Annotated in this window: 11 protein-coding genes; 5 read left to right on the top strand and 6 right to left on the bottom strand. The window is 72.3% G+C overall.

Features of this window, described 5'->3' with window-relative positions; translation table 11 throughout:
- Positions 1–154 precede the first annotated feature (154 nt).
- The gene (locus ACIBP6_RS35220) at positions 155–2,197 is read left to right on the top strand and encodes a SpoIIE family protein phosphatase (RefSeq protein WP_397058133.1); all 2,043 of its coding nucleotides are present in this window, start codon (positions 155–157) and stop codon (positions 2,195–2,197) included.
- 52 nt (positions 2,198–2,249) lie between these two features.
- Here ACIBP6_RS35220 and ACIBP6_RS35215 read toward each other — a convergent pair whose 3' ends face one another.
- Together ACIBP6_RS35215 and ACIBP6_RS35210 are read right to left on the bottom strand one after the other, a co-directional pair.
- Positions 2,250–4,496, bottom strand: coding sequence for an acyl-CoA dehydrogenase (locus ACIBP6_RS35215; RefSeq protein WP_397058132.1), 2,247 nt, complete (start codon positions 4,494–4,496; stop codon positions 2,250–2,252).
- A 73-nt stretch (positions 4,497–4,569) separates the two neighbouring features.
- Entirely contained in the window at positions 4,570–5,349 is a 780-nt protein-coding gene (locus ACIBP6_RS35210) for a hypothetical protein (RefSeq protein WP_397058131.1), read from the bottom strand.
- A gap of 1,463 nt (positions 5,350–6,812) precedes the next feature.
- On the opposite strand from ACIBP6_RS35210, the gene ACIBP6_RS35205 reads away from it, so the two are divergent.
- Complete coding sequence (locus tag ACIBP6_RS35205; RefSeq protein WP_397058130.1) at positions 6,813–7,598, top strand: AMP-binding protein; 786 nt, start codon at positions 6,813–6,815, stop codon at positions 7,596–7,598.
- The gene (locus ACIBP6_RS35200) at positions 7,508–8,242 is read left to right on the top strand and encodes an AMP-binding enzyme (protein WP_397058129.1); all 735 of its coding nucleotides are present in this window, start codon (positions 7,508–7,510) and stop codon (positions 8,240–8,242) included. The genes ACIBP6_RS35205 and ACIBP6_RS35200 overlap by 91 nt, the downstream gene beginning before the upstream one ends.
- 9 nt (positions 8,243–8,251) lie before the next feature.
- On the opposite strand, the gene ACIBP6_RS35195 is transcribed toward ACIBP6_RS35200, so the two are convergent.
- Positions 8,252–8,992, bottom strand: coding sequence for a 3-oxoacyl-ACP reductase family protein (locus ACIBP6_RS35195; RefSeq protein ID WP_397058128.1), 741 nt, complete (start codon positions 8,990–8,992; stop codon positions 8,252–8,254).
- Between the two features lie 100 nt (positions 8,993–9,092).
- Between ACIBP6_RS35195 and ACIBP6_RS35190 the strand changes: the two genes are divergently transcribed.
- Positions 9,093–9,695, top strand: a complete 603-nt coding sequence (locus ACIBP6_RS35190) for a TetR/AcrR family transcriptional regulator (protein ID WP_397058127.1) — start codon at positions 9,093–9,095, stop codon at positions 9,693–9,695.
- Between the two features lie 101 nt (positions 9,696–9,796).
- On the top strand, positions 9,797–10,888 hold the full coding sequence (locus ACIBP6_RS35185) for a S1C family serine protease (protein ID WP_397058126.1): 1,092 nt from the start codon (positions 9,797–9,799) through the stop codon (positions 10,886–10,888).
- Positions 10,889–10,920: 32 nt separating this feature from the next.
- Here the strand turns inward: ACIBP6_RS35185 and ACIBP6_RS35180 are convergent, their stop codons facing one another.
- The 3 genes from ACIBP6_RS35180 to ACIBP6_RS35170 all read right to left on the bottom strand — a co-directional run bounded on the left by ACIBP6_RS35180 (position 10,921) and on the right by ACIBP6_RS35170 (position 15,179).
- Positions 10,921–11,466, bottom strand: a complete 546-nt coding sequence (locus ACIBP6_RS35180; RefSeq protein ID WP_397058125.1) for an OmpA family protein — start codon at positions 11,464–11,466, stop codon at positions 10,921–10,923.
- Positions 11,450–12,058, bottom strand: a complete 609-nt coding sequence (locus ACIBP6_RS35175; RefSeq protein ID WP_397058124.1) for a hypothetical protein — start codon at positions 12,056–12,058, stop codon at positions 11,450–11,452. The genes ACIBP6_RS35180 and ACIBP6_RS35175 overlap by 17 nt, the downstream gene beginning before the upstream one ends.
- Positions 12,059–12,131: 73 nt before the next feature.
- Positions 12,132–15,179: an AfsR/SARP family transcriptional regulator gene (locus ACIBP6_RS35170; RefSeq protein WP_397058123.1), complete on the bottom strand. Its 3,048-nt coding sequence runs from the start codon at positions 15,177–15,179 to the stop codon at positions 12,132–12,134.
- Positions 15,180–15,185: the final 6 nt, after the last annotated feature.

The following is a 15,185-nucleotide window of genomic DNA, read 5'->3' as shown; positions in this document are numbered from 1 at the left end:
CGCGGATCCCCGGGCCGACAGCCCCGGGTTAACCCTCGACCTTGCCCCGAATATTTCGCTTTTTGGGCGAAACCCGACATATCCTCAGACCACTTATGGTCCTGCCACCGCGGGACGGCCCAAGCACCGGCGGGGTGGCCGGGGGAAGGCACGAATGAAGGACGCGGAACCGAGAACGGCCGGCGATCTGCCGCTGGACGTCTTCGATCCCGCTCCGGTGGGCGTGGCTGTGTTCAGCGGCCCCGATCACCGGCTCATCTACATGAACTACGCCTACCAGGAGATCGTCGGCGAACGCCGGCTCGGAGCACCGGCCCGCGAGATCTTCGGCGACATCAGCCAGGAGGGCTACTTCTCGCTCCTCGAACAGGTGCGTGAGACCGGCAAGGCGATCAGTCTGCAGGAGCTGCCGTTCGAGTACGGCGATCACCCTTCGGCCGGACGGGAACGCTACGCCTCCGCCAGCCTGTCGAAGATCACGCTCGAGGACGGCGAGGACGGCGTGCTCCTCATGGCCGTGGAGGTCACCTCCGAGGTCGAAGCCGCCCAGGTGATCGGCTCCGTCGCCGACGAACGCCGCAGGTTCCTGCAGCGCTACCAGAGCCTGCTCCAGATCGTGACGCAGGCGACCTGGGTGACCGGCCCCAACGGCCAGGTGAACGAGCCGAGCGTCGGCTGGCAGCGCTACACCGGGCAGTCGTGGGAGGAGTACCGCGGCCACGGCTGGCTGAACGCCGTGCACCCGGACGACCGCCAGCCCACCATCGACAGGTGGCTCGACACCGTGCGCCGGCTGGCCCGCTGGGCGCACGTCCTCCGGCTCAGGACCCCCTGCGGCGCCTACCGGCACGTCCGCGCCCGGGCCGTGCCCATCGTCGAGAACGGCGAGCTGGTCGAGTGGGTAGGCGCCATCACCGACATCGAGCAGGAGTGGGCGGAGGCACGCCACAGAGAGTTGCTCGACCAGGCAGCGGCGGCCACCGCGGACCTCGCCGACCTCAACGACGTGCTGACCGCGCTCTCCCAGGTGATCGTGCCTGCCGTGTCCGACGGGTGCGGCATCTACCTCCTGCCCGAGATGGAGGACGAGTCGATCCCCTCGCCCTTCTTCGCCGAGCGGGTCGCGAACACGGTGCGGGACGGGCTGCTGACGCGCCCGCCGCTGCGCACAGAACGGTTCGAGCCCGACAGCGACTTCGCCAAGGTGATCAGGACCCGGCAGCCGATCCGCACCACGTTCCCCCCGGGAACGCCGCCACCCGGCGCCCCGCCGACGGGCACGGAGGAGTGGTTCGCCGCCGTCGAGGCCAACAGCACGGCGTTGGTGCCGGTCGTCGTGGACGGCGCGGTGGCGGCGGTGGTGGTGGCCACGATCTGCGGCGACCGCGAGCCGCTCAGCGCCGCCGACGTCGACCTGCTGGGCCACATGCTGGACCACGCGCACGCCCACCTCAGCAACGCCATGCGGTTCCAGCGCACCCAGCGCGTCGCGCTCGCGTTGCAGAACTACCTGCTCCCCGATCCCCCGCAGGTGCCGGGCCTGGAGATCGCCGCCCGCTACCGGGCGAGCGCCACCGCGGCGGAGATCGGCGGCGACTGGTACGACTCGTTCGTGTCGCCGGACGGCTCGACGATCCTGACCATCGGCGACGTGGCCGGGCACGACCTGGGCGCCGCCGTCACCATGAGCCAGCTGCGCAACATGCTCAGGGGCCTGGCGATGGACCGCCGCGAACCTCCTGGCGACATCCTGCGCCGCCTGAACATCGCCACCGAGCTGCTCGACGACGAGGACACCGCGACCTGCGTCCTGGCCCGCGTGGAAGGCCAGGACGAGGGCGCGCGATGGGTGCGCTACTCGGTGGCCGGCCACCCGCCGCCCCTGCTGGTCACGTGCAGAGGCGAGGCGCGCTACCTCGAAGGCGCCGTCAACCCCATGCTGGGCGTGGCCTACGACATGCCGCGCACCACCGCCGTCGCGTCGCTGCCGCCGGGCAGCACGCTGCTGCTCTACACCGACGGCCTGGTGGAGCTGCCCGGCGAACACCTCGACGCGGGCCTGGAACGCCTTCGCCTGGCCGCCGCCTCGATGGCCTGCGAGCCCCTCGACGCCTTCTGCGACCTGCTGCTCACCCGGCTGCCCATGGCGCGCAAGGACGACATCGCCATGATCGCCGTACGGCTGCCCGGAGCCTGAACGAGGAACCGGCCATCCCCCCGCAACCCCTGAGGGGGATGGCCGGAAGCCGTCACTTGCCCGGCTCGGGGTCCCTCGGCAGGCCGAGCATGCGCTCGCCGATGATGTTGAGCTGGACCTCGGTCGTGCCGCCGTAGATGGTCATGGCCCGGGTGGCGAGGACCGATCGGTTCCAGAAGCCGGCGTCGCCGAGCTTCATGTCCGCGGCGACGACGGCCTGGGCGCCGAGCAGCTCCACCGCGGTCTCCGCCACGTGCTGGGCGTGCGAGGTGGACAACAGCTTCCGCACGGAGGCGTCCGCCCCCGGCTCCGCGCCGGCCAGTTGCTTGAGCGTGACCCGCAGCCCCAGCGCGGCGATCGAGTGGCTCTCACAGACCACCTCGGCCACCTTCTGCGCCTCGACCGGCGACAGCTCCCGGCCGAGCCGCCCGACCAGGCCGAGCACGTCGGACACGCCGGCGGCCCCGGCGGACCCGGAGCCCATCGAGACGCGCTCGTTGGACAGCGTGTTGCGGGCGACCTTCCAGCCCTCGCCGACCTCGCCCACGACCAGGTCGTCCGGGACGAAGACGTCGTCGAGGAAGACCTCGTTGAAGAGGTTCTCGCCGGTCATCTCGGTCAGCGGCCGGACCGTGACGCCCGGGTCCTTCATGTTGACCAGGAAATACGTGATGCCCTGGTGCTTGGTGCCCTCGTTGGAGGTGCGGGCGATGCAGATGCCCCACTCGGCGAAGTGCGCGACCGACGTCCAGATCTTCTGGCCGTTGAGCCGCCAGCCGCCCTCGACCTTCTCCGCCTTCATCTGCAGCGAGGCCAGGTCGGAGCCGGCGCCGGGCTCGGAGAACAGCTGGCACCACATCATCTCGCCGCTGAGCGTCTTCGGCAGGAAGCGCTGCTGCTGGTCCTCGGTGCCGTACACGGCGATGGACGGCACCACCCACGCGCCGATGATCAGGGCGGGCAGCTTGACCTTGGCGGCCTTGAGCTCCTGCGCGATCAGCACCTGCTCCAGCGGCTTGGCGCCGCGGCCCCACGGCTTGGGCAGGTGCGGCATGACGAACCCGCGCTCGGCCAGGGCGCGCTTCTGCTCCTTGCCCTCCGACCGGGCGATCTCCGCGATCTCGGAGCGGATCGACTCGCGCAGCTCCTCGGCGTCCTCCGGCAGCTCGATCTGCATGTCGCGGGAGACGCCCTGGAGCGAGAGGGAGGTCACCGTGGCCGCCCACTCGGCCGAGGAGCCGAGCAGGGCACGCAGGGTGAGCGCGCGGCGGTAGTACAGGTGGACGTCGTGCTCGAAGGTGTAGCCGATGCCGCCGAACGTCTGGATGGCGTCCTTGGCACACAGCACGGCCGCGTCGGGGGCCATCACTCCGGCGACGGCGGCGGCGAACTCCAGCTCCTTGGCCGCGCTGACGGTCGCGCTCCCACGGGCCTCCGTCGGCTCCTCCGTCGCTCTCTCCGGCCCGGCTCCCCGCTCCGCGGCGCGGGTGGCGTCCCACACGGTGGCGCGGGCCTGCTCCAGCGCGACCAGCATGCGCGACAACTTGTGCTTGATGCCCTGGAACTGGCCGATCGGCCGGCCGAACTGGACGCGCACCTTCGCGTACTCGGCGGAGGACGTGACGCACCACGACGCCAGGCCGGCGGCCTCGGCGCCGAGGATGATCGCGGCCAGGTTCAGCACGTCGGGGCCCTCGACGCCGTCGAGCACCCGCTCGGCGGGCACGGTCACGTCCGACAGCTCCACCTTCGCGACCGGCCTGGTCAGGTCGAGCGACTTGATCGGCGTGACGGTCGCCACGGAGGCGTCGAGCGCGATCCACTCCTCGCCCTCCGAGGTCGAGACCGGCAGCACCAGCACGTCGGCCAGCGAGCCGCCGAGCACGGGCTCGACGGTGCCCGACACGACCAGGGAGCCGTCGTCGGCACGCGTGCCGGTGAGCGCGCCGGTCAGCGCCACGGCGCCGGTCAGCGTGCCGTCGGCCAGCGGCTCCAGCAGCTCGTGACGCTTCGACGCGTGGATGACCGCGCTCGCCAGCACCGTCGGCACGTAGGGGCCGGGCGCCATCCGCTCGGCCAGCGCCTCGACGGCCACGGCGGTCTCCAGCAGCCCGTAGCCGGATCCGCCGGCCTCCTCGGGCAGGTGCAGGCCGAGCAGTCCCTGCTCGGCGAGGCCCGACCAGAACGGCGGACGCCCGTCCGATCCGGCGCGCAGCAGCTCCGAGGGGATGTTGCGCTCGGCCCAGCCGCTCACCGACTCGCGGAGCGCCTCGTGCTCCTCGCTCAACCCGATAGCCATTCCTCATCCTCCAGCCAGGTCCGGATGCATGCCCAGAACCATATTCTAGAGGATGCTTCTGGCCTAGAGGTTTCTAGAGGGGGCGTACGCGCTCCACGAGGGTGTTCAGGTCGCGCCAGCGGGCCTTGTTCGTCTCGGGGATCGACGCCATGAGCATGGCCGGCTTCGTCTTGCCCACCTCGAGGACCGTCACCATCGCCTGGGCGTCCTGCTCCTTGCCGTCGTGGGTGTAGGTGACCTTGTAGCCGAGCGTCCACCCCTTGCCGACCGGGATCTTCTGCGACGCCGTCCAGGAGAGCGTGGCGCCCTTCGGGTACTGCGTGCGCATCGTCCAGCGGACGGCCTGGGTGGCGATCTCACGGTAGTCGGCGTCCGAGGAGGGCTTCTCCTCGGGCGACTCGCCGGGGAGCATCGCGGAGGCGACCACCGTGTGCGGGACGGCCACCTCGCCGATCCGCTGCGCGACCGAGAACGGCGAGAACGACTTGGCCTGCCACGGCTTGGCCAGCCTCGGGTACGTGATGCCGGTGTTCTTGTCGGTGATGGTGTTGACGACGGCGGACGCCTTGCCGGGGAAGGTGGCGAACTTCTTGCTCTCCGGCACCGGCGGCAGCACGATCGGGCTCTCCGTCGGCGTCGGACTGGCCGACGGGGTCGGAGTCGCCGTGACGGAGGGCACCGGCGCCACCCGGACGACCTGCTCGGCATCCTGGTTCGGCACGTCACCGGAGAACACGTAGAACACCAGCACCACGGCGAGCACCGTCGCCACAATGGCGCCGGCCAGGTAGACCACCTTGATCGGGATGTCCCCGACCCCCCGCCGGGGCGGCCTCACCGGTACCGGCGCCAACGGCTCCACCTGGAACCCCGGCGTCCCCGCCAGCCCCCCGGAACCTCCCTGCGCGCCTGCAGGCGAGTTCCCCTGAGGGCCCGGGACGTGCTGCCCCTGCGGCCCCGAAGCAGCGCCTGGCCCATACGCTCCCGAACCCGGCTGTCCGTACGGCCCCGAAGCCGACGGCCCGAACTGCCCTGATGGCACCTGCCCGTGCGGTCCTGAGGGAGGTTGCCGGTACGGCCCTGCAGGAAATTGCCCGTGCGGCCCTGCGGCCGGTCGCCCATCAGGCCCCGAAGGCGGCTGCCCCTGCGGATGCCGCACCTGGGGCCACACCTGCCTCCCCGGCGGCTGCGTCTGCGCCTCGGACTCCACCTGGGGATGCGTCGCGGCCCCGGCCTGGGGAGCCGCCGGCCCGGCCTGAGGAGTCGCCGGCCCGGCCTGGGGATGCCCCGCCGGCCCGGCCTGGGGATGCGCCACCGGCCCCGGTTGGGGGCCCGGCCGCGACTCCGCCCGCGCTCCCGGAGGCGCCTGCTGCGAAGACCCCGCCTGCGCCTGCGGACCCGCCTGCCCTTGCCCCTGAGCACCCGCCTGCGACCCCGACGACGGCGGGGCCTGCACCTTCTGCGGACCGGACTGCGGCTGAGCCCGCACCGCCTGCGGACCCGACGGCGGCTGCACCTGCGGACCGGACGCCGGCTGCGGACGCACCCCGGCCTGCCCACCCGCCCGAGACTGACCCTGCACCGCCTGCGGACCCGACGGCGGCTGCCGGCGTGGGCCTGTCTGCGGGCCTGGCTGCGGGGCTGTCTGCGGGGCGCTGGGTGGCTGGTTGCGCTGTGGGGTGGCTTGTTGTTGTGGCGGGGCGGGGCGGCCCGGGGCCTGTCGGGGAGCGCCCTTCGCGCCCTTGCCTTGCCCTTGTCCCTTGCCTTTACCCTTGGCCGGGCTCTTACCTTGGCCTTGACCCTGGCCTTGGTCCTGGCCTTGGCCTTGGCTCTGGCCTTGGTCCTGGTTCGTCTGTGTGGGGTGGGACGGTGGCTGGGCCGACGGGCGGCCGGTGGTGGGGCGGGTCGCCGGACGGGACGAAGGCTGGCTCGATGGAGAGGCGCCCTTCGCCGGAGACTTGCCGGCGCCCTTGGCCGACGCCTGCGCCGCCTGGCCCGGCTTCTCGCCGGATGGCCGGTCGGCCGCTCCGCCCTGGGACGGGGCCGACGGCGGAACCGGGGGCGCACTGTCGCCGCCCCCCTGACCGGAGCCCGGGCCGGGCGTCTTCACCGGGCCGGACGTCTCCGCAGCCGACGGCTGAGAGATCTTGACCGTCTCCTCCGCAGGCAGGACGATCTTGCGAAACGGAGTGGTGGGGGGATCATATCCAGAGCTCTGGTCGCCGACGTCCGCCATGACCTTGAGATTACGTCACGATGGAGCAGGATAATTCCGCTATTCCCTGTGCAGAATGTAATTCTGTAAGGTCTGCGAACATGAGGGGTTTCTACGAGATCGCGGCCCACGACCCTGAACGCCCCGCCCTCCTCGGCGAGGAAGGCACGACCTACGGAGCGCTGCTCTCCCGCGTCAACCAGGCGTCCAACGGCCTGACCTCGCGCGGAGCAGGCCAGGGTGACTGCGTCGTGACCGTGCTGAAGAACGGTCTCGACTTCCTCACGATGATGCTGGCGACGTACCAGATCGGGGCCTATCTCGTCCCGGTCAACTGGCACTACACCACCGAGGAGATCGACTACATCATCTCCGACTGCGGGGCCAAGGTGGTGATCTCGCCGGACACCCTCACGGTCGGCGAGCTCGTCGCCGGACAACCGTCCACCCCGCCCGCCCACCGCCGTGCCGGATCGATGATGCTCTACACCTCGGGCACCACCGGCCGCCCCAAGGGCGTGCGCCGACGGCTGCTCGATCTGACGCCGGAGGAGCTCTACCCGATCCTCATGCGCAAGAGCTGGCGGCACTTCGGCCTGCCGGCGGGCGGCGTCCACCTGGTGTGCTCGCAGCTCTACCACTCGGCGCCGTACGGACAGGCGATGATGGCGCTGCAGTTCGGGCACGCGATCGTGGCGCCGGAGCGGTTCGAGGCGAGAGAGGCGCTGGAGCTGATCCAGCGGCATCGGGTGACGAACGCGTTCATGGTGCCGACGATGTTCCACCGCTGCTGGCGGTGCCCGACCGGGAGTCGTACGACCTGTCGTCCCTCACTCATCTCTACCACGGGGCCGCGCCGTGCCCGCCGGCCACCAAGAAGGCCATGATCGACTGGCTGGGGCCGGTGCTGTGGGAGTACTACGGCTCCACCGAGGCCGCCGTGGCCACCATGGTGTCCTCGCAGGAGTGGCTGGCCAAGCCGGGCACAGTCGGCAGGGCGCTGGACGGCATGACGTTCACGATCGTGGACGAGGACGGCCGCGAGGTCGGCCCCGGCGCCCCCGGCCTGGTCTACATCGGCGGCATCAACCGCTTCGAGTACCACGGCGACCCGGACAAGACGGCCGCGTCCATGCGCGATCGCGCATACACGCCCGGCGACATCGGCTACCTCGACGAGGACGGCTACCTGTTCCTGCTCGACCGGCGCACCGACCTGATCATCTCGGGCGGGGTGAACATCTACCCGGCCGAGATCGAGGCGGTGCTGCTGGAGCATCCCGCCGTGACCGACGTGGCGGTGATCGGCGTCCCCGACCCCGAGTGGGGACAGAAGGTCGTCGCCCTCGTCCAGCTCGCCCCCGGCTTCACCGGCGGGGACGAGCTCACCGCCGAGCTGCTGAGCCACTGCGCGCCTCGACTGGCCCGGCTCAAGCATCCGCGGGTGATCGAGTACCGGGAGTCGCTGCCGCGTACGCCGACGGGCAAGCTGAGCAGGCGGGACGTCCGGGAGGCGTATCTGACGACCTGAGCCGCCGGGTCAGGCGGCGAAACCGCCGTCCACCGCGATCGAGCCGCCGCTGACATGGCGACCGCCGGGGCCGGCCAGGTAGGCCACCATGCCGGCGATGTCCCGCGCGTGTCCGTAATGACCGACGGCGATGAACTGGCGGAGAAAGTCGGCCGCGGCGCCGTCGGCCGGGTTCATGTCGGTGTCCGTGGGGCCGGGGTCCACCACGACCGCGGTGATGCCGCGCGGGCCCAGGTCCCTGGCCAGCCCCTTGGTGAGGCCCTTCAGCGCCGACTTGCTCATCGCGTACAGCGTCATGCCCGGCCCGGGCAGCCGTTCGGCCAGGCAGCTGCCGATGTTGATGATCCGGCCGTAGTCGGTCATGTGGCGCGCCGCGGTCTGCGCGGCGACGAAGGCGCCCCGGACGTGGATCCCCAGCGTGCGGTCGACGTCCTCCAGCGTCACCTCGTCCAGGGGCCCGGACGGGAACACCCCCGCGTTGTTGACCAGGATGTCGAACCGGCCGAACCTGGCGACGGTCGTCTCGATCGCCGCCCGCACGGCCTCGGGGTCGGCGCTGTCCGCCCGGATCCCGAGCGCGTGTCCGCCGGGCGCCCGGATCTCCTCCTCAAGGCCATGCGCCTGGTCCGCCGCGCTGTGATAGGTGAAGCCGACGGCCGCCCCGTTCCTGGCCAGCGTACGGGCGATCTCCGCCCCGATCCCCCGGCTGCCACCCATGACCAGCGCCACCCTGCCCGACAGCTCACTCATGCCGTCCTCATTTCTGTGTCGATCGATACAGAAATCTAGCATCGCATTACAGCAGGTCAACCCATTTATGTTAAAGTCAGCACAGAAATGAGGGAGTTCCATGGGGCAACGAGGCAGACCGCGCGGCTTCGACCGAGACGCCGCGCTGCGCAAGGCGATGGAGGTCTTCTGGAAGTACGGCTTCGACGGCGCCTCGATGACTCGCCTCACCACCGAGATGGGCATCGCCTCCCCCAGCCTCTACGCCTGTTTCGGCAGCAAGGAGGGCCTGTTCCGGGAAGCCGTCGAGCTGTACGGGTCGACGGTCGGCGCCCCGGCGCAACAGGCACTCGAAGAGGCGCCGACGGCCTACGAGGGCATCCGCGCGATGTTGCGGGCCAACATCGTCACGTTCACCGACCCGGAGCGGCCGCCCGGATGCATGGTCGTCCTCGCGGCGGCGGCCGGCAGCGCGCGCAACGAAGAGGTCAGCGCTTTCGTGACCGAGCGCCGGCAGGCCGTGCGCGAGCTGTTCAGGAAACGGCTCAGCAGGGGCGTGGCGGCGGGCGACGTCCCGGCCACCGCCGACCTCGACGCCCTCGCGGCCCTGTTCACCACGGTGCTCCACGGCCTGGCCGTTCAGGCCCGCGACGGCGCCGGCCGCGAGGAACTGCACACGATCATCGAGTCGGCGATGCTCAGCGCCCCGAGGACCGACCGGTAGACCTCCTGGCGCCTTCGCGCCGTGGGCCCCGCACGGCGGGCTGACCAGGCGGAATGTCCGAAAAGAGTATCTTTCGTCCCGTTATGGGCAGAAATCTGCCCATGAGGGAGCTCGTCGCGGGACTGGCCGCCGCCGCCGTACTGCTGACCGGCTGCGGGCCTCCCCCCACCGGCACGCCCACCGCGCCCACCTCGCCCACCTCACCGGCCGGGACGGCCACCCCGGCTTCTCCCGGAACGCCGTCACCCGCCACGACGGCTCCGGTGCAGTCGCTGGAGACCGCCTACGAAAGGGTCATCTCCCAGGTCCTGCCGTCCATCGTGCAGATCACCACGAGCGTCGGGCTCGGGTCGGGAGTCGTGTTCGACACCAACGGCCACATCGTCACGAACGCCCACGTGATCGGCGAGGCCAAGGAGATGACCGTCACCATCGCCACCGGCGGATCGCCGCGCAAGGCCAGGCTGGTCAGGTCGTTCCCCGCCGGCGACCTGGCCGTGATCAAGGTGGACCGGCCGGACGGGCTGCGCCCCGCCACGTTCGGGGACTCCGGCAAGCTGCGGGTCGGGCAGATCGTGCTCGCCATGGGCAACCCGCTGGGGTTCTCCGGCAGCGTGACGGACGGCATCGTCTCGGCCCTCGGCCGTACGGTCTCGGAACCGCAGGACCCCGGGTCGCCGGGCGCCACCATCGCGGGAGCGATCCAGACCTCGGCCTCGATCAACCCCGGCAACAGCGGGGGCGCCCTCGTGGACCTGTCGGGCCACGTGATCGGGATTCCGACGCTGGCCGCCACGGACCCGACGTTCGGCGGGGGCGCGGCGCCGGGCATCGGGTTCGCGATCCCCAGCAACACCGCCACGGACATCGCCCGGCAGATCGTCACCCACGGACGGGTCACCAACAGCCACCGAGCCGCGCTCGGCATCCGCGGCAGCACGGTCATCGGCGCGGACGGCCGGCCCAGCGGGGTCGGCGTGGCCACCGTCGAACCGAACGGAGCCGCCGCCCGGGCCGGCATCCGCTCCGGGGACGTGATCGTCTCGATCAACGGCAAGGACACCCCGACCATAGCCGTCCTCACCGAGACCATCACGACCTTCAAACCGGGCGACCGCATCCGCGTGGGAGTGCGCACCAACGGCGACACGGAAACCGTCACCGTCACCCTCGGCGAGCTCCAGGCCAACTGACCCGCGATCTGCCCCAGGCGGTCCGGTGCGGATCAGGACTTCGCGGTGAAGGTGATCTCGACGCGGCGGTTCTCGGCGCGGTTCTCCGCCACCGGCTTGCCCTCGACCATGTTCGGCAGCTTCGGCCGGCTCTCGCCGTAGCCGCGCGCCCGCAGGGTGACGCCCGCGTCCGCGAGCAGCCCGTGCATGGCCGTAAGCACGGCCTGCGCCCGCCGCTGCGACAGCGTGACGTTGTACGCGTCCGCCCCTTGGTCGTCCGTGTGCCCCTCGATCCTGACCACCCCGCCCGCGCCCTCGGCGGACACCTTCTCGGCCACCTTCGCCAGCCGCTGCCGGGCGGAGGCGGTGAGCCGCCACTTGTCCACGGCGAACAGCACGTCGCTGGTCAGCGCCACCGTCACCTCCTGCCCCCGGGTCGTCTCGCTCTCGGTGCCGTCCATCGACTCGACCTCGCCCACGATGTCCTCCACGGGCAGCACGAGGTCCTCGACGACCCCTGTGGCCCCGGCGGGCGGGACCTCGGGCGCGGGCGTCGGCGACAGGGCCAGGACGAGCGCGGCGCTAAGAGATCGGAACATCGCTGATCACGCCGATCATGGGCAGCTCGACGTTGACCTTGGTCACGTCCGGCGGCGGGGCCGCGAACACCGCGTACAGCGAGGACGTCTCGCCCTGCTCCAGGAACTGCCCCTGCGTGTGGGAGCAGACGCACTTGGCGTCCTGGCCGGCGCCGTTGCGGGCCACCCGGTAGCGCTTGGCGTTGACCGGGTCGATCAGCGCGACCGCCGAGACCGTGAAGTCGAGCGTGTACGAGCCCATGCCGTTGTGCACGTTGACCTTGCCGTCAAGGGCGGTGACCGTCCAGCTGAGGGTGGCCGTGCGGCCCTGGCGCTTGAGCCCGGTGATCTCGGCCCGCGCCGTGCCGTGGTTGGCGCCCGACGCGACCTTGGTCTCACGGCTGGCGATCACCTGGTCCTGCTGCGGCGGCGCGCTCTCGGCAGGGGTCTGCGCAAGGGTCTCCGCAGGGGTCTCCGCGGCCGTCTCCTCCACCTGCTCCAGGGTGGTGGCGGCCGTCTGCCGCTCCTCTCCGCCGAGGCCCTGCTGGCCGGGGAGCATGCCGCAGCCGGTCAGCGCGACGGCCGCCGCGACGAGCGCGAACGTCTTTCGCATATGAGATCACCTTCGTCTTCGGGGGATGACGGCCTCACTCTAGGAAGGCGACCTTCAGGATCCGTATAGTCCGCTATATCCGCTGACCACGCCGCCTGCGGGCCTCCCCCGCGAGCCGTTCCGCCTCGGCCCTTCCCTGAAGGTCACCGAGGCTGTCGTACTCTCCCACAGCGCGCATCAGGTGCCCAATCGCCTGTCCGGCGTCATCCTTGTCCGAAGCGGCCCTGGCGAGCGCCAGCAGGGCCCGGGCCACGCCTCTGCGGTCGCCGTACGCGGTGAAGGTCTCCAGCGCCTGCCGCGCCGAGTCCGCGGCGGCGTCCGGAGCGCCCTCCGCCGCGGCGATCTCGGCCCGTACGAGCAGCGCCGCCGCCTCCGGCAGCCGGTCGCCGAGGCGGCGGTTGAGCCGCAGCCGGCGTTCCACACAGTCGCGGGCCGGCGCGTACCGGCAGGCGGCCAGATGCAGCCTGGCCAGGTCGAGCAGCGCCTCCGCCTCGCCGCGCGGATCGCCCAGCTCGCGATGGACGGCCAGGCTCTCGTGGAGCGCCCGCTCGTCCCCCCGCAGGGCGCCCAGCGCGCGCAGCGCGTCCGCCCGGCCGCGCCGGTCGCCGCCCTCCTCGAACGCCCGCAACGCCCGCAGGAACGCGTGCTCCGCCTGCGCCGGCCGGGACCCGGCGGTCGCGACCTGGACGTGGCCGAGCCGGAGCGTGATCCGGGCCAGCTCCAGCCCCTCCACCAGCGGTTGTGCCGCCCGCAGCGCCGCTGCCGCCGCGTCCATGCGGCCCTCCGCGCGGTGCAGGTCGGCCAGGCCGCGCAGCAGCAGCGCCTCGCCGTTCCGGTGGCCGGCCGCCCTGGCCGCGTCGAGCCCGACGGCCGTGGTCGCGTGCCAGTCGTCGTGGTGCGCGCCCAGCTCGAACAGCGGCACCAGATAGAACGCCAGCCGCCACGCGGCCTCGTACAGACCGGCGCCGAAGAAGTCGCCGACGCAGGCGACGAGGAAGCGGCGCTCGGCGCTCAGCCACCGGGCCTCCTGCCGCAGCCATCCCGTCCGGAGCGCGGCGCCGTGGTCGGTCAGGCTGATTTCGGTACGGCCGGTGCCCGGCTCCGCGGGCAGCAGCGACGCCCTGGCCCGCCGGGTGCGCTCCAAGATCGCGCCCGCCGTCGCCGCCAGCACGCGGGCGGGACCGCCGTCCTCCTCGGCCAGGCGTTCGGCGGCGTAGAGCCGGGTCAGGTCGTGCCGGCCGTAGCGTTCCTGGCCCGCCTCGTCCAGGCCGCGCGACTGCAGCAGCCCGGCCTCCGCGAGCGGTTCCAGGTCGGCGTCGAACACCCAGGACGCGAAGTCGGGCGCCGACAGCGCGCCGAGCCCGCGCAGCAGCCGCCGCTGCGGGTCGGGCAGGCCGCGGTAGCCGAGCGCGAGGCTGCTCCGTACGGCCAGGTCGCCCGCGCTGAGCTCGTCGAGCCGGCGTCGCTCGTCCCCCAGGCGGTCTGCCAGGTACGCGAGCGTCCAGCCGGGTTTCCTGGCCAGGCGGGACCCGGCGATGCGCAGTGCGAGGGGCAGCTGCCCGCAGAGCCGGACGATCCGCAGGGCGGCCTCCGGCTCCGCCCGCACCCGCTCGTGCCCGGTGACGCCACCGAGCATCGCGAGTGCCTCGTCGTCGTCCAGCACCCCCAGCTCGTACGCCCGCGCCGCCTCCAGCCCGGCCAGCGGCGACCGGCTCGTCACCAGGGTCAGGCTGCCCGGTCCGGTGGGGAGCAGGGGGCGTACCTGGGCCTCGTCGGCGGCGTCGTCCAGCACGACGAGCAGCCGCCTGCGGGCGGTCATGGTGCGGTAGAGCCGCACCCGCTCGTCCGTCGCCGGCGGTACCGCCCCGTCGGGGCAGCCGAGCGACCGCAGCAGATCCTCCAGCACCGCTCCGGGCGGCCTGGCGCCGAGCGACGCGTACAGACGACCGTCAGGCCGTTCGATCCCGGTGGCGGCATGCACCGCAACAGCCGACTTGCCGCAGCCCGGAGGCCCGTGCAGCACCACCTGCACGGGCGCGGCGGCGTCCTCCCCGGCCAGCCGGGCAATCCACTCAAGCACCTCCCGCCGCCCAGCGAAATCCGAGATGTCCGGCGGCAACTCATCCGCCACCCCACCCCGCCGGAAAGTCCCCTCTCCGGGGTACGGAGAAAAAGCGCTCTCGCCCAGGGCCCCCGGCGCACCCCCAGCCCCCGCCACGGCGTCCACCGACGGGTACCCGCCGGCCGCCCCAGCCTGTGCCGTCGGGTATCCGGCCATTCCTCCAGCCACCTGGAGCCCCGCCGCACCCCCGGACCCGAGGAACCGGACCGCGTCCCCGGCCTCCGGGGGCGCCGCGACGGCCACGCCCTCCGGAGAGACCCGGTCGGCTGCGGTGCCCTGGTCGTTCAGGACTCGTCGGTGGGCGGCGGTCAGGACGGCTCCGGGTTCCAGGCCGAGCTCGTCCACGAGCGTGCGCCGCGCGTCCTGGAAGGCGCCGAGCGCCTCCGACCTGCGGCCGGCCTGGTGCAACGCCTCGATGAGGAGCGCCCAGGCCCCTTCCCGCAGCGGATGCGCCCCGGCCAGCGCCCGCAGCTCGCCGACCACCTCGGCGCCCCTGCCCAGGCGCAGGTCCAGCCGTACGCGCTCCTCCAGGGCGGTCAGTCGCGCCTCCTCCAGCGGTACGCCGTACTCCCTGCGCAGGATCGACGACTCGACATCGGCCAGCGCCTGCCCCCGCCACAGCGCCAGCGCGGCCCGGAACCCCTCGGCCGCCGCCGCGACGCTGCCCGCCTCCCGTGCCCGCCGCGCCTCCGCGACCAGCCGTTCGAACCGGTGGCAGTCCACCGCGTCCCTGTCGACGTCGAACAGGTAGCCGCCGGGCACCGTACGGATGCCGTCCACGAGCTTGCGCAGCGCGCTGACGTACACCCTGAGCACCGACTCCGCCGAGGCGGGCGGCCGGTCGTCCCAGACCACGGACAGGAGCCGCTCGACCGGCACGGGGTGGCGGGCCGACAGCAGGAGGGCGGCCAGCACGGTGCGGTGCTTGGCGGGGCCGGGCGTCCGGCCGCCGTCGATCCGCAGCTGCCCGAGCACGCCGAACCGCGGCTCCTGGCTCATGTGCCG

This window comes from Nonomuraea terrae, assembly GCF_044465245.1.
GTDB classification, from domain to species: domain Bacteria; phylum Actinomycetota; class Actinomycetes; order Streptosporangiales; family Streptosporangiaceae; genus Nonomuraea; species Nonomuraea terrae.
This window is presented reverse-complemented; position numbering and strand designations above follow the sequence as displayed.

Bases quoted from the DNA above. Each gene is read 5' to 3' on its own strand.
- ACIBP6_RS35220 (WP_397058133.1), top strand. From the start codon at position 155: ATGAAGGACGCGGAACCGAGAACGGCCGGCGATCTGCCGCTGGACGTC.
- ACIBP6_RS35215 (WP_397058132.1), bottom strand. From the start codon at position 4,496: ATGGCTATCGGGTTGAGCGAGGAGCACGAGGCGCTCCGCGAGTCGGTG.
- ACIBP6_RS35205 (WP_397058130.1), top strand. From the start codon at position 6,813: ATGAGGGGTTTCTACGAGATCGCGGCCCACGACCCTGAACGCCCCGCC.
- ACIBP6_RS35195 (WP_397058128.1), bottom strand. From the start codon at position 8,992: ATGAGTGAGCTGTCGGGCAGGGTGGCGCTGGTCATGGGTGGCAGCCGG.
- ACIBP6_RS35190 (WP_397058127.1), top strand. From the start codon at position 9,093: ATGGGGCAACGAGGCAGACCGCGCGGCTTCGACCGAGACGCCGCGCTG.
- ACIBP6_RS35185 (WP_397058126.1), top strand. From the start codon at position 9,797: ATGAGGGAGCTCGTCGCGGGACTGGCCGCCGCCGCCGTACTGCTGACC.
- ACIBP6_RS35180 (WP_397058125.1), bottom strand. From the start codon at position 11,466: ATGTTCCGATCTCTTAGCGCCGCGCTCGTCCTGGCCCTGTCGCCGACG.
- ACIBP6_RS35175 (WP_397058124.1), bottom strand. From the start codon at position 12,058: ATGCGAAAGACGTTCGCGCTCGTCGCGGCGGCCGTCGCGCTGACCGGC.
- ACIBP6_RS35170 (WP_397058123.1), bottom strand. From the start codon at position 15,179: ATGAGCCAGGAGCCGCGGTTCGGCGTGCTCGGGCAGCTGCGGATCGAC.